Raw genomic sequence first — 14,389 nt, 5'->3', positions numbered from 1 at the left:
CAAATGAAGCAGATCATGCCCCTCAATTTGCCTTGAGCTAAATAACCTTTCTGACTAAGCCGTTTTTATACTCGTGGTATTTCAGAAAATCTCTGCCCCCGGGCATCAGGAATCCATATTGGCAACTGAAGCAGCTGTGCTTGAAACCACAGGGCTCGCGATCACAAGGCGCTCTGCCCAGCCAGGGCAGAAGTAGGCTTTCGAGGTGGTTAACTGATGAGCCTTTCAATAACAGCACGTCATTAGGGGTACCGTTTTCTCCAAGAAATTCTTGAATGTCGCTGACTCGATCAAACACTTTGACTTTGTCGCTTCCGTGCTTTGCGATAAGCCGGTCTACATCCCCCGGTGGTCGATGCAAAATCAGCTGATCAGCAACAGCCAAAGCCTGGACGGCTATACGCCGCAACTTGGGCCCGAACGCGCCTGGGTAATCAGATATGTTACCTAACACTATGCGACGCGGACGACTGCGAGGAAATGCGTCCAAAGCACCTATAGCAAGACCAAGAGTGCTATAAGGCGCCTTTACCGTGTCACAGATGACCGTGCGACCATCCATTAGCTGATATAAATCACACCGACCGGGCAACGACGTATAACTTTCTGCTTGGGACTTCAAAACCTCAAGAGGGATACCGCATTGATTTGCGCAAGCTATCGCCGCCAGCGCACTTGGCAAAAAATGTAGACCAAACAAAGCCAGCTTGAAACTAACCAATTCTGACTTGTAACAACAATCGAAGCAGAGATTTCCGTCATCATCAAGGCGTACCCGCTGCGCCTGATAATCACTGCCCTGACTGCAGCCAAATGTAATTACTTTCGCCTGCGCCAATGGCGCCATACCAAGCACCGCAGGGTCATCAGAATTGATAAATACGCGGCCGCTCGCCGCCACTGTGCTAACCAGGGTGCTTTTTTCTTTAATTACGTTATCTATGCCCCTAAAGTTAGCGTAATGGTCATTGCTCACAGAGATGACAATACCCATTTCCGGCTGCACCAGAGCACATGAGCGATCCAGCACCCCCGCCTCATGACCACTCATTTCCATGACCACAAATGCATCTTTACGCTCAACTTGGCACAGTCGCCTCGCGAGCACTCGTGGCGTATTCTCGATCAAGGAAGCGGCAACGATATAACGCTCACTGAGCAGGTGGTGCAGTAATGAACTGCAGGTCGACTTGCCCGCGCTACCAGTCACACCTATAAAGCGACTGTTGCCAAGGCGTCGACGAGCACGCGAACCAAGCCAGAAATCCAGCTCTTCGCGGGAGGGTTTTCGTCTCTGACAAAGCATAAACCCCAGCTTGCCAATCACGCGCTCTTTAATGAATTTCATTGGCATTAACTGCATTTTTGCTGAGTGACACCACGCGCTGCAGCGCACTAGAGAACTGCTCGCGTATGCTGATTTTCATCTGCTCAATGTCTAGACTGGCGGGCGACCAGTCAATACTGCGTGAGCGCCAGCGATTCAAAAAGCGAGCAAATAAACCCCGCTCATAAATATAGTTGATGCCAACCAGATCCTTAATAAGACTAACGCGGTAGTCCTGCTGCTTTGCGTTGTCATATAGAAAAACAACAGGTATACCCATCGCGATGCAGGGTAAGGCGCAGTGTATTTTTGAGGTAATGACCAGGCGGGCACGGTCTCGATACTGCACCAGCAACTCTTCTGCGAGCGCAAGCTTAATAGCGGTATTATTGATAGGCAGCCTGACTTTAGCTTGATCGACAGTAACGGCCTGCTTCCTGAGGTCGGCAGGAATCGCTTGCCGAGCAGTAGCACTAATTCCTACCAGAAAAACCTCTCCCTTTGCAGGAGCACTCTGACGACGCGGCAGAGTCAAGGTAACGCACCGACTATAGTATGCCTCTATACCATGATTACGCATCAGTTCAAGCGTACCCAAATCCCTGCAACCAATAGGCTGCCAGCGTTTAAGATAAGCAACGCCTTCAGTCGAGAAAATTATACCAACAGACTCAGGACGCACATGAAAAGCAAAAAAAACCGGTTTCACTTTGGGCGAAGGCGGCCAGTTTTCAGTATTCATGAAAAACCCGTTGATCGGAACCACGCATTCAGAATCCACTAAACTCAAGGCTTCGCGACAAACGTGACCATCAACATGCGGGAGCAAGCGGCTCATGGCGAGCGTTTGAATATCATCCCCTAGGTTGAAAAAACGCTGAAATACCGGACTGGTAAACTCCAGAACTCGCATATCCACAAAAAACCTCTCAAGATCAAATTAGGTTGTTATTTTTTTCCACTGCCTCAAGAACTTTTTCCAAGTACGGCGTGAGCGACGGATAAGTGCGAGCTTCCAGGCGGGTCGATTGGCAGCATGTATCCAGGCTGCACGAACTGGATCTTCGCGAAACCCCATATCATCCAAAAAACGAATATTCTCAGCAGCAAAGGTGCGAGCAGATTCACTATCTAAAAGTAAGCCACGAATGGCAGAGACAGAAAGGACTTCCGGGAAGGTAGTAGCCTTGGATAAAAGCCCCAGCCCGTAAAGCGTCGTCATAGTTCGTAAGCATTTCTCACATCGACCGCAGTTATATGCCCCTTCAAGCTTTTCCCAACAGACCCTTAGATGCTGCAGTGCCATCGCACTATTGGCAATTGACTGAAGTTTCTGCGTGCGCGCAGCTTCGCACCCATCATGAATAACCGTGATTGCCTCATCCGAAAAAAGAACGTCAGTGGCGGGGTGGGACGCCCAAGGCATCAATTCTGCTTCGGCAAACGAGGACGGGATATAGATTCGTTCAAGATAGCCTTCAAGTAACCGCACAATAGTGCCGAGCCCGTATCCGTGCCCGTGCAAACCCCACTTGCCGTAATCTTTAAACAACCTTACTGCATTGGTTTCAATTTCAATGAAGCGCACACCTGTTTCGCGCTCTACCGCTGCACCCATGGCCGATATGGCAAGTCGCTTCTGCGTATCTTCTAGACGCACATCGTAGCCGTGAACATAGATCAGATCGGTAATGTCAGACTTGTTTTTCAAAAAGGTGTAGAAGGAATCTACGCCTCCAGTGAAAAAGCTACCTACACGAGTAGCTCCGCTTGCGTGAGCTTTGCGGATTAATTTTGCGTTCCATTCCGGCCGCTTGTACTGCGTAAACCAACCAGTAAAAATACTAACCAGTTGCTGCTGATTAATCAGAAATGTACGTGAAACAGGATCGTCAATCACGATCTGCAAGCCTTGACGCATAGCGCCCAAAACAGACATACAGACCGCCGCCTCAACACTCCCACTCAATGGTGCGCGAGGTGAATCAAAAAAGACTCGATAAACTTTATCGGCAATTTCAATTTGGTACTCAACTCTGCCAATACCCGCCTCTGTTGCTACCGTGCATTTAACAAACGGCTCAGTTGCAATGTTTTGCTGCATCATTCAACTCCGCTCGCCTGTATATGCCAAGGAGAGGCGCAACCGGAGCCACTTGGAAAGGTAGCTCCAGCGACATGCTTGCTGCCAAGATAAACGCCATGCCTTTCTGAACAGAAGATCTGCGTTATTAAGTTCGCCGGCACGATAACAACGCCTGAAAACAGACAACGTCCGCTGGCCTTCAAAGCGGGTGCGATAAATAGCGTATTCGGTCGGTAGCGAGGAAAAAACCTGTTCAATTAACTGATTACCGTGTGACAGAGGCAAGTTGAAATCATGGCGCAAACTATCAGGGTGTTTACTAATGATAGCTAAAGGCCGAGCCAGACGATAAACATGGGGGCGGGCCAAGGCATGAGCAAAAACAGATATATCCTCCCCTTGCCGCAACATTTCAGGGTAAGGGCAGTTCAGTAATAACGTCCGAGCAAAAACGACAGCTCCATGCACTACAGAGATACGCTTACCTAGCAAAAACCCCTTCACCCTCGTGTGAGGTAGCTCTGGAAGGCGGGAGGCTTTGCGCATTTTTTTGTTACCCTTCAGATCAGAGACTACATAGCCACCGACTAAGAGCTCTGTCTCGGGAGACTGCTTCAAAGCCAACAAAATCGATGCCAAAGCCCCAGGATATAGAGCATCATCAGCATCCAATGGCAAAATCCAGCGTCCCCTGGCCAAGGCCACCGCTCGGTTGCGCGCCGCGCCTGCGCCGCTATTTTCCTGATGAACATATGCGGCACAGATTTCATTGGGAACAACGTAATCTGCCAAGATCAGTGCTGTTGTATCGGTCGAGCCATCATCGACCACAATCAGCTCCATTTCGCCAGTCAACTGCGACACAACAGAATCCAGCGTCGCGACCAGAAAAGCCGCATAGTTGTGTGCAGGTATCACAACCGAAAGAATACAATCGGTTAACGGGGGTGAAGATAAGACGCTGCGATGCTCACGCATCCCGCTTATCCTGCAAATGGACCAGACGGCCCCAACGCACCAACCTTTTGCGCCACTTTAAACGTAAGCGCGAAAACCAGATCGGCCTGTGCAGTTGCCTATAGAGTGCAGCCTCAAGCTCTGGCATACATTTTCCAGTCTCTTTCAACATGGATAGATTTTCCCGAGGAAATATTCGCAAACCGTTACGAGGTAAACACACGGCAGCGACTTGCTCGTATTCAAGGGGTAATGCGAATGCAGTTGACTGGTCCAATACGCCGAGAATGTCTAACGAGGTCATTGTGCGCAAACACTTTTCACATCGACAGCAGTTATACATGCCATCCACGCTCTCCCAGCACACCCGCAGATGACGCAAGGCAAGCGGGGACTGTGCCAACCGCCTAATCTTGTCCATGCGCCTCGCATCGCAAGCATCATGCACAATGCGCAAGCGCTCATCGGAAAACAAAGGGTCGGTCAACAACCAGGATCCCCACGGCTTTTGCTCACCGATAGAGAAAGTCCCTGGGATGCGAATTTGCGCGATAGCTCCGGCGAACATACGAGCAACCGCAATCATAGCCAAACCATGGGCGTGCTGCGGCCAGCTACCAAAGGCTTGCAGAACTTTGCCCATATTGCTCTCTACTGAGCAATATCTCACCCCAAACTCAGCAGCGACTGCCGCGCCCATCGAGTCAACTGCTTCGCGTCGAGAAAAGTCATCCAGGCGGACATCAAAACCGTGGATATAAATAATATCTGTTATATCCGCAGCGCCTTTAATCAGCGTAAAAAAGGAGTCAACGCCACCGGAAAAAAAACTGCCACAACGAGTGGATGGCAGTTCAGGTGAGGACGCATCATAAACGCTGGCAGGAATAACCTTGATCGGCTTGAAATCGGGAAAGCTTTTTACAAAACGCTCTATATAGAGCCCTAATCCCTGCAAAAAGGTATTGGACAAAGCTCCTTCAACCCTGAGATCTCTGCCTGTGCGCATTGCAGCCAGTATTGCCAACGCCACGCCGGCCTCAATACCGGGCTGCTGCTGTATACCTGCACCCGCTATGTAGGTATGGTAGCGCCGCGAGGGGGTGTCGATCTCAAAGTCAACTCGGGCAAAACTGTCCTGCCCAGCGGGCTGCCAACCGACTTTACGCAATACGATCTCATTCAAACGTGGCCACCTCTGGTTTTTGAGCGCTGATAACGCTCAGTGACCATGGCAGGCGACAAACTTCCCGATCCTTCGACCATCCCAAATGTCGCCATGCCTCTTGAGTAGCAGCGAGCGAAGGCTGTTTGTCCAAACCAAACAATGCAAGCATGAAATCGTACATCTCAATCTCAGTTGGGGCTTGCCAGTCATGATTCAGCTGGCTGAAGAGTACGTTTGCAAAGCCGCTCTGTTTGACCAGCTGCACATCTTGCTCGCAGAGAAAGTTGCCGTCATGACCTTCACTGTTCCACTCATTTACAAACTCGTTAAGAAATCGATCCACTTCGCCGCCGCATGCAACATCAGCGATAACAAGGCGGCCGCCAGGTCTAAGCAAACGAAACCACTCGGCATAGAGTGTTAATCGATCGGCCTCATGGTGAATACCAGTGAGGCTGCCAATAACATCAACGCTACCTGAGGGCAGCCCTGTACACCGCATAGAAGCTTGAACTACGGGTTTATTGCGGTTTCGGCAATGATCTACAAAAGTCGCGGCAGGATCCAGGCCGAGATAGCGCACTGTAGGCGCTATTCTTTCTGACACAAGGCCATTCCCACAAGGAATATCAAGGAATGTCTCACCCGGTTTAAGACAAAGAAGGTCAACAAAACGCGCGATTTCCTGCTCCCGAATAGCAGGGTAACGCTCGGAGGCGCCAAGATAGCTTGTAGCGCGATTTCCAAATACAGCGGAATAATCCATTTCCGACTCACATCCTGATTTTTAACCGTAACTCGTCACTATACAGCGGATCCCGGCAATCTATCTTCAAGCCACTGTGCCAAAAGACTGTCTGTTGGCCAATTACGAATAAAGCGAGCCCGGTCAGTTTCCCACGCTTTGATCCATGTTGAGCCGTTGCTATCATGCTGCTGCATGGCATCCAGATCGATCAACACCACATTACCCGCGTGCCACAACAGATTGGTCGCCTTGCAATCGCCGTGACTGATACGCGAGCGCCTTAGCCGTTCAAATAAGCCAAGTAGCGCAGCCGCCTCTTCTTCGTTTGGCTCACGCCCGCCCTCTTCGCCAAAGTACTCAAGCAGGTTCTCACCTGCGCAAAACTCGGTGATCAACCAGGCCTGCCTACGCAAAGGGCCAAAACGGCGTTCAATCATAGCCAGTGGGGCTGGTGTGGAGATGCCGAGGAATTGCAAGCGGTGGGCAGCCAACCAGGAATGCCAGGCCCTGCTGGGACGCCAGAAACGGCTCAACCAGTGACCAAGACTCTTGATATTGTAGCGTTTGACGACGAGATCGCCTTGCTCAGATTCAACCTTTACTACCGTGCTGCTCCCACCGTCCTTGAGCAACGACTGGCCAATAAAGCACTGATTGGGATCGGAGAGCAGTGCGCTCAGACGCTGAGTTTGGGTGCGTACTGACGCGGCAAAACGCCACCAGGTGCGCTTGACCGAGAACAGCGTGCAATCACGCAGGCTCTTGCCGAGATAGTCCTCCTGACGTCTATGGCGCACTTTTTCAATGCTTGCCGCCAAGGTATCGGGGTTAAGCGCAATCGGGTTGTGCTGAAGATAGTCGATTAACAGCAGCTCGGTCAGCTCATCCCACTCGCTTGGCAGCTGCGCAAAGAAAATAGCGAGATTTTGCTGAGCAGCTTCCGCCGTTAGCGGCTGACCCGGGGTTTGCGCTTCAACCGCATCGCCATCAATAACGTACAACTGATCAGCCTGGAGCAGAAAATTACCCAGGTGAAGGTCCGTCTGCACCAAACCTTTGCTATGCATATCACCGATCAACGCGAGCGCTTGGCCAAGCAGCGCCATAGCTTGCGGGTCACCGGGCTGCCGACTGGCCAGAGCATCCCAGCGCTGCTGCAATGAGTTGGCGTCCACTAAAAACTCGCTAATCAAATAGCGACCACCGCCCTCAATCTCACCCTCTGCCAACAACACCGGAGTTCGTACGCCTTGCTCACGCAAGACTTCGACACCAGCAAGTTCGCGCTGGCTGTGTCGCGCCGCGCCCGCCGCGACAAACAACTTGAGCAAAACGGTGCGCTCACCCTGACGGGCACGGGCGACTAAACGCTTGCCCGGCAATACCCGTAGCCATTGTTCAACACAGAGCTCTGTGCCCTCGCCTAGCGGTAGCCGCAGAGGAAGTGCTGGCTCACGCCCGGATTGTTGCAACTCAGCGGTCAATGTCATCGCTTCGCTACCTTGCCGGCCTGTCTAGCCAACAAGCGACGGACCAGCGCCTTGCTATCAGCGTCCAGTCGGCGCAAACCGAAGTAAGCGAGCATAAAGCGCATGCGCTGGGTTCGACTGGGCGTTGTGCTGCGGCGATTCAAGGTTTCAAGATCACGCACAAAGTCACGCTGGCCAAACCAGGCACCACGGGTTTTCTCCAGGTCGATCAATCGAGCCCCCGCGCCATCGCCATGCAACTTCAAGAAAATATGCTTGGGATACAGGCAATTATGTATCACTCCGGCATTGTGCAGCGCACGCACCAGCGCGCCCGCCGCTTGCAGCAAGGTACGCTTCTGTAAGGCGCTGAGTTCCTGCCAGCGATCAAACCATTCATCCAGCGGCGCATACTCGTCCAGCGCTCGGGTCAACAATACCGCCTGCTTGTGGCCCTGACTCTCGCGGCGATCAAAAAAGGCCGCCTCGAGCGCGGGAATACCGAGCTGGGCATATTGTTGTACCGCGCGAAACTCGCGGGCAAAGGTAGGCTCGCCCAAGGGGGCATGCAGGGTTCTGGTGCAGTGATTATCCTGGCGTTTCAGATAAAAGCTCTGCAGCTCCCCGTTGACGTCTTCCAACTGCAGCCGGTGCACACTGCTCCAGCCGCCACGCCCGGTATTGGGCGCGTCCACTGCGGCCAGATCCAATGTCCACAGCGCTTCAAAACTATCAAGCCCATGACGACTCAGAACGTCATGGGCATTAACTGCCACAAAGGGTAAACGACTCATTCTCTCCCCTCAAAAAAGGCCGCAATGGCGCGCGCTTTTTTCTTGTCGGCATCATCCAGTACAGACTTGCCGAGATACGCTTTGAAAAAGGCTAACCTCTGCGAACGACGAAGGTAGCGTTTGCCCAGTTTATCCAGGCAGGCAAGGTCTTTGATGATGCGATATTGCAGCATGGGACCCCACCAGAACGAACCGCCGGGGCAGTCAATAAGGTAAACATGACTTCTATGCCGCTCATCGACCAGGATGTTGCGCCACTTGAGATCGTTATGCGTAAAGCGTTGATCGTGCATCATTCTCGTCGCGTTAGCTATCTGACGAAAGACATGCTGCACCCACTCACGATCATCCAGACGCGGGTCGTGGTTTTTCGCCAAATCTGCTAAATCACGGGTGCCGGCCAAATCTTCAGTAATCAGGGCACCACGCAAAAAAGCGCCACCTTGGCGCTCTGAGCCAAAAGCGACAACCGGTGCGGATGGGATACCCCACGCCTGAAACGTCAGCAGGTTTTCCCACTCGGCCTGAATCCTGGAACGACCAATATAGCGACGCAGGTTTTTGCCTGCACCGGTATAGCGTTTGAGGTAGTAGTAGCGATCACCCACCCATATTTTATGTACGCTGCTAAGCGGGTCACGGGTGATAAGTTCACCCTCAAGGTTGAATACCGAGTCAATATCGGCAAATAGCCGCCCGCTGTCCCCGGTCGCGTATTCGGGGTTAAGTGTCCAGCGCTTCATGATTCAGCGCCGGGCGCGTATTTGCGCTCAAAACGTGCCTGCAGCTTGACGGCTTTGCGCTCAAGCGTACGCAGCAACGCTGCCTCCTGCTTGAAAATCTCTGGCAGCGGCATGGCAAAATAAGTACGCAGAAAGCGCAGCTTGTCACCACGGGTAAGGCCAATGTTAAGCGCGGAGAAATAGAGACCAGCCAAGTCCTTGTTACGCCAGCGCAGCGGGACCTTCCTGCGTACCTGCGCGCGATGCAGATCGATCAGCGAAAGCGGCACATTATCGGCAGTCACCGCTTGATCCGTGTGCAATAAAAAATGACAGATATAGCAGTCACGGTGATTTACCCCGGCACGGTGCATCTGCCGTGTCATCTGCGCTACCCGCTCGATCAGCGCGCGCTTTATCTGGGGCTGTGGCGGGTTACTCAGCCAGTCAATGCTGAAGTCTTCCAGACTGATCGTCGGCGCCAGCTCTTCCGTGATAATGAATGAGTGCTGAGTGGCGGGATTGCGTCCGCGCTCGCCGAAAGCGACGGCTGTCATGGTCGGCACGCCGGCCTGCTGCAAGGCGGCGATAGCCTGCCACTCCTGCCCGGCACCGAGCACGGGAGCCTTAAAGGTAGTCCAGTTCTTGAGGATCTCACCCCAGCCAACGCCGCGATGAATTTTGACAAAATAACCTTTGCCATCTACTTCGGTACGCAGCGTGCGTCTGGCCTCCAGCTCGCGAAAGACCTCACCCTCCAGACTCTCTACTTCCACAAAGGGGTCTCGCCCAGCCCATAGCGATGCAAAGGGCTCTTTTAGCGCCAAGGTCACAAATGCGCTCCCAAAATCACGTCCGCCGCACGCTCGGGCAGACTGTAAAGATCTTCCTGATCAGCAAAGCGAAGCGCGTTTAGTTTCCAGCTTTGACGTAACTCAACATTATTCAACATATCCGCCAGCATTTTGTTCAACACCTTTTGGTCAAAAGGTGAAGGCACGACCAAACCGCAGTCTGCCTCTGAAATATAGTGAGCGTAACCACAAACATCCGTCACCAGTACCGGCAGGCCAGCCACCAATGCTTCCAGCAATACGGTGCCCGTGTTCTCGTTGTAGGCTGGATGAACCAGCAGATCTGCGCCCAGTAGAAAACGTGGTACATCACTGCGCCCCGTCAGGAATTCAACCTGATCGGCAACCCCTAGCGAGCGCGCCAGGCGCTGGAAGCTGGCCGGATCGTCCTGCCCAATCACCATCAAACGCGCCCGCGACTTGAGCGCTGGCGGTAACGCGGCCACTGCTCTGATTGAACGGTCTACGCCCTTGGTGATAAAGCCTGAGCCAATTTGCACCAACAACAGGTCATCGTCCGACAACTTGAATTCATCCCGAAATTCGGCACGCACTTCTGCTGCGTTCGGCGGTGCACGGCGATCTGGCGAGATACCCGGCGGCAGCATATGGAAGCGCTCTAGCGGTGTGCGGTAGTGCTTGGTAAATAGCGGCAGCTGCACATCCGAAATCATCAGAATTTCGGTACCAACCGCGGGCGAGAAAACCGCACGCTCGTAGGCGGCGAAGTGCTGATAACGGCTAAAAAAGCGATACAGAGGATTGCGCAGCGTCTGTGCCTTGTCTTCAAAACAGGGATCAGCCGCGTAGTACACATCCAACCCCGGCATTTTGTTGAAGCCGACCACGCGATCTACCGGCCGCTTGGCCAAATCGGCTTCAATCCAGGCGGTAAACTTCTCATTACGCCTATGGTTACTGAATGCCTTAACCGGCGCCACGACGACCTCAAACCCGGAAGGTACGTCACCTTCCCAGATCAAGGTGTAGACGCGAATGCTGTGGCCTCTGGCTTGGCACACCTGGGCGATACGCATAAAGTCGCGCTGCAAACCGCCAAACGGAAAGTACTTGTAGAGCACAAAGGCCAGTTGCATCAATCAGCTCTCGTTACAGACATAAGGATTTCCAACTGCGCAAGCACGTGATCCGGCGCCAACCGGGTGAAGCAGAGCGGCTGCTCGCTAGCCAGATCGAACTGCTGCGCATCCATGGGTGTAGGTTGATAGTTACAGGTCTTGCGCAGGCAGGGCGCACAGGCAAAGTCGCTGGCCAAATGCTGTTGCGCATGACCATAGGCACCCGTAAAACCAGGGTTGGTCGGACCAAACAGCGACAGCGTCGGCACATCAAGCGCTGCTGCCAAATGCCCCAACCCGGTATCAACAGCAACGCAGGCCTTGGCACCAGCCAACACCTCGGCTATACCGGCCAAGGGTAGGCGCGGCAATACCTGCACCGCCTCCAACCCCTGAGCAATATGCTGCGCACGGGTTTGTTCAGGCAAGCTGCCCCAGGGCAGTTTGACCTGTAGCCCAAGATCGGTGACTTGCCGGGCCAACTCTTGCCAGTAACGCTCCGGCCAATGCTTGGTTACCCAAGTGGTCCCATGCAGGAACACCACATAGGGCGCGCTATCGGTTGCGTGTTCTGCCGCCGATGGCGGTGCGAGGCCATATTCTCCCAGTCCCTCAGGGACCGAATAACCTAGTGCCTGAGCGAATAACTGGCGGGTACGCTCTACCGCATGCTGCCCCCATGGCACCTCAACTTTCTGCCCATAGAAGCGGCTAGCCAAGGGCTCGCGAGCAGACTCCTTATCCAGACCTACGACCATGCCGCGCGCATAACGACTGAGCAAGGCGCTCTTCAGCAAGCCCTGTGCGTCTATTACCAGGTCGTATTCAACGTCGCTTATTTTTCGCTTGAAATCGCGCCACTCGCCACTGGAGAGCGCTTGCCACAGGTTCTTGCGCCAACGTCTGACAGCAACCGGAATAACCCGGTCAACCGCTGGATGCCAAGCGGGTATCTCGGCAAAGCCTTCTTCCACCACCCAGTCAAAACGGATACCGGGCACGGCGCGCGCTGCGTCCGTAATCGCGGGAAGGGTATGAATCACGTCACCCAGTGACGTGGTTTTGATCACCAATACGCGCATCGGCTATTGGTCCTGCGGGTCAGACAGAGTATGGCCAACCAGTTTATCCAGCGCATCAACCACCTGAGCCGGTGGCAGATCGCGCAGACAATTGTAATGACCAAAGCGGCAGGTACGATCAAAGCAAGGACTGCACTCCAATCCCAGGCGTACGGTCGCAACCTGCTCGGCCAAGGGTGGCGTAAAGCCGGGTGATGTTGAGCCATAAATGGCAACCAGCGGACGATTCAGTGCGGCGGCTACGTGCATCAAACCAGAGTCGTTACTAACGACCGCAGAGGCGCAGGACAGCAAGTCAATGGCTTCGGCCAAGCTCGTCTCACCGGCCAAATTGACGGCTTCTTCGCGCAGCCCAGGAATCAATCTCGCGCGGATCTGCTCACCCACCGGATGATCATTCTTGGAACCAAACAACCACACCTGCCAACCTTCACGGATTTTCTGCTCGGCGACTTTAGCGTAGTGCTCGCTCGGCCAGCGCTTGGCTTCGCCAAACTCGGCACCAGGGCACAACGCCAATATCGGCCGATCCTGTTCCAGTGAGAACCGAGACAAGGCCGCCGCGCGCGAGTCATCTTCGATCTTCAGGTCTGGCTTTGGATAAGGTTGCGACAACTCGGCACCCGCCGGGTAAGCCAAGGCCATAAAGCGCTCAATCATCAACGGGTAACGCTCTTTATCGAGCACCCGCACATCATTGAGCAAGCCGTAGCGCATCTCGCCGCGCCAACCGGTACGCACCGGTATACCGGCAAAAAACGGTACCAATGCTGACTTTAACGAATTGGGCAGGAGAATGGCCTGGTCGTATTGTCCCGCCAACCTGCGGCCAATGCGGCGACGGGTAGCCAGCTCAAGAGCACCATGACCCAACGGAAAGCTGAGCGCCTGGCGCACCTGGGGCATACGCTCGAGAATCGGACGACTCCAGTCCGGCGCCAGTACGTCGATCTGGCAATCGTCGCCGTGCTCTTGCTTAAGGCAGACGAACAGGGTTTGCGCCATAACCATGTCGCCTACCCAGCTCGGTCCTACAATCAGAATATTCATAAGGGCAGTTTCAAGCCGCAAGCTTCAAGCTGCAAGTCGAAAAGCAATTCCTGACTGCTTGCCGCTTGCAGCTTGTCACTTGCCGCTTATTTGACCAGAGTCCGCCATTCGGCATGTTCAGCTGTCTGGCCGGTTACCAGATCGAAGTAAGCCTTCTGCAGCTTCTCGGTCACTGGACCGCGACGACCTTCGCCAATCTGGCGATTGTCCAGCTCGCGTATCGGCGTGACTTCAGCAGCAGTACCCGTGAAGAAAGCTTCGTCGGCGATATAGACTTCATCGCGGGTGATGCGTTTTTCAACAATAGGGATGCCAAACTGAGAGGCCAGCGCGAGCACGGTCGCACGGGTGATACCGTTAAGGCAGGCAGTCACTTCAGGCGTGTAAATAGTGCCGTTTTTGACGATAAATACGTTCTCGCCCGAGCCCTCAGCCACATAACCTTCTGGGTCCAGCAACAGCGCCTCGTCAGCACCGGCAGAAACCGCTTCCTGCAGCGCCAGCATGGAGTTCATGTAGGCGCCACTGGCCTTGGCACGGGTCATGGTGATGTTGACGTGGTGGCGGGTAAAGGAACTGGTACGGATCTTGATCCCGCGTTCCAGTGCTTCTTCGCCCATATAGGCGCCCCAATGCCACGCAGCGATAACCACATGCACTCGCAGGTTGTCAGCGCGAATACCCATGCCTTCGGAGCCATAGAACACCAACGGGCGGATGTAAGCGGTTTCCAGATTATTTTCGCGAACCACCGCGCGTTGCGCTTCGTTCAGCTGTTCTTTGGTAAAGGGAATCTTCATGCCCATGATATGCGCAGAATCAAACAAGCGATCGGTATGCGCGTTCAACCGGAAGATTGCCGTACCGTCAGGCGTGTTGTAGGCACGTACGCCCTCAAACACGCCCATGCCGTAGTGCAGCGAATGCGTCAGCACATGCACATTAGCCTCGCGCCATGGAACCATTTCACCATCAAACCAGATAACACCATCACGATCGGCCATCGACATAGCAGCCAGCTCCATATTCTCTATTCTGTCAGTCTTACGTTCT

At 53.7% G+C, this 14,389-nt stretch carries 14 protein-coding genes; all 14 read right to left on the bottom strand.

Annotated elements, in window-relative coordinates; all coding sequences use genetic code 11:
- Nucleotides 1–37: 37 nt before the first annotated feature.
- The gene (locus EF096_RS00240; protein WP_158611211.1) at nucleotides 38–1,348 is read right to left on the bottom strand and encodes a Mur ligase family protein; all 1,311 of its coding nucleotides are present in this window, start codon (nucleotides 1,346–1,348) and stop codon (nucleotides 38–40) included.
- The gene (locus tag EF096_RS00235) at nucleotides 1,335–2,240 is read right to left on the bottom strand and encodes a polysaccharide pyruvyl transferase family protein (protein ID WP_235869604.1); all 906 of its coding nucleotides are present in this window, start codon (nucleotides 2,238–2,240) and stop codon (nucleotides 1,335–1,337) included. The genes EF096_RS00240 and EF096_RS00235 overlap by 14 nt, the downstream gene beginning before the upstream one ends.
- Nucleotides 2,241–2,267: 27 nt before the next feature.
- Entirely contained in the window at nucleotides 2,268–3,434 is a 1,167-nt protein-coding gene (locus tag EF096_RS00230; protein WP_123887595.1) for a hypothetical protein, read from the bottom strand.
- The gene (locus EF096_RS00225) at nucleotides 3,435–4,391 is read right to left on the bottom strand and encodes a glycosyltransferase family 2 protein (protein WP_123887594.1); all 957 of its coding nucleotides are present in this window, start codon (nucleotides 4,389–4,391) and stop codon (nucleotides 3,435–3,437) included.
- The gene (locus EF096_RS00220; protein WP_123887593.1) at nucleotides 4,384–5,556 is read right to left on the bottom strand and encodes a hypothetical protein; all 1,173 of its coding nucleotides are present in this window, start codon (nucleotides 5,554–5,556) and stop codon (nucleotides 4,384–4,386) included. The genes EF096_RS00225 and EF096_RS00220 overlap by 8 nt, the downstream gene beginning before the upstream one ends.
- A complete protein-coding gene (locus EF096_RS00215; RefSeq protein ID WP_123887592.1) occupies nucleotides 5,549–6,304 on the bottom strand; it encodes a class I SAM-dependent methyltransferase in 756 nt (251 codons plus the stop codon). Before EF096_RS00215 ends, EF096_RS00220 begins: the two co-directional genes overlap by 8 nt.
- A gap of 38 nt (nucleotides 6,305–6,342) precedes the next feature.
- Complete coding sequence (locus tag EF096_RS00210) at nucleotides 6,343–7,776, bottom strand: lipopolysaccharide kinase InaA family protein (RefSeq protein ID WP_123887591.1); 1,434 nt, start codon at nucleotides 7,774–7,776, stop codon at nucleotides 6,343–6,345.
- Nucleotides 7,773–8,549, bottom strand: coding sequence for a lipopolysaccharide kinase InaA family protein (locus EF096_RS00205; protein WP_123887590.1), 777 nt, complete (start codon nucleotides 8,547–8,549; stop codon nucleotides 7,773–7,775). Before EF096_RS00205 ends, EF096_RS00210 begins: the two co-directional genes overlap by 4 nt.
- The gene (locus EF096_RS00200; protein ID WP_123887589.1) at nucleotides 8,546–9,292 is read right to left on the bottom strand and encodes a lipopolysaccharide kinase InaA family protein; all 747 of its coding nucleotides are present in this window, start codon (nucleotides 9,290–9,292) and stop codon (nucleotides 8,546–8,548) included. Before EF096_RS00200 ends, EF096_RS00205 begins: the two co-directional genes overlap by 4 nt.
- Entirely contained in the window at nucleotides 9,289–10,104 is an 816-nt protein-coding gene (gene rfaP / locus EF096_RS00195) for a lipopolysaccharide core heptose(I) kinase RfaP (RefSeq protein ID WP_123887588.1), read from the bottom strand. Before rfaP ends, EF096_RS00200 begins: the two co-directional genes overlap by 4 nt.
- The gene (locus tag EF096_RS00190; protein WP_123887587.1) at nucleotides 10,101–11,222 is read right to left on the bottom strand and encodes a glycosyltransferase family 4 protein; all 1,122 of its coding nucleotides are present in this window, start codon (nucleotides 11,220–11,222) and stop codon (nucleotides 10,101–10,103) included. The genes rfaP and EF096_RS00190 overlap by 4 nt, the downstream gene beginning before the upstream one ends.
- Nucleotides 11,222–12,286, bottom strand: coding sequence for a lipopolysaccharide heptosyltransferase I (gene waaC, locus EF096_RS00185; RefSeq protein ID WP_123887586.1), 1,065 nt, complete (start codon nucleotides 12,284–12,286; stop codon nucleotides 11,222–11,224). The genes EF096_RS00190 and waaC overlap by 1 nt, the downstream gene beginning before the upstream one ends.
- 3 nt (nucleotides 12,287–12,289) lie before the next feature.
- Entirely contained in the window at nucleotides 12,290–13,336 is a 1,047-nt protein-coding gene (gene waaF / locus EF096_RS00180; protein ID WP_123887585.1) for a lipopolysaccharide heptosyltransferase II, read from the bottom strand.
- Nucleotides 13,337–13,422: 86 nt separating this feature from the next.
- Nucleotides 13,423–14,346: a branched-chain amino acid transaminase gene (locus EF096_RS00175; protein ID WP_123887584.1), complete on the bottom strand. Its 924-nt coding sequence runs from the start codon at nucleotides 14,344–14,346 to the stop codon at nucleotides 13,423–13,425.
- Between the last annotated feature and the right edge of the window lie 43 nt (nucleotides 14,347–14,389).

Origin of the sequence: Pseudomonas neustonica (assembly GCF_003797945.1) — a bacterium.
Classification (GTDB): domain Bacteria; phylum Pseudomonadota; class Gammaproteobacteria; order Pseudomonadales; family Pseudomonadaceae; genus Halopseudomonas; species Halopseudomonas neustonica.
Note: the sequence above shows the minus strand (reverse complement) of the source record. Positions and strands in the feature narration are given on the sequence as shown.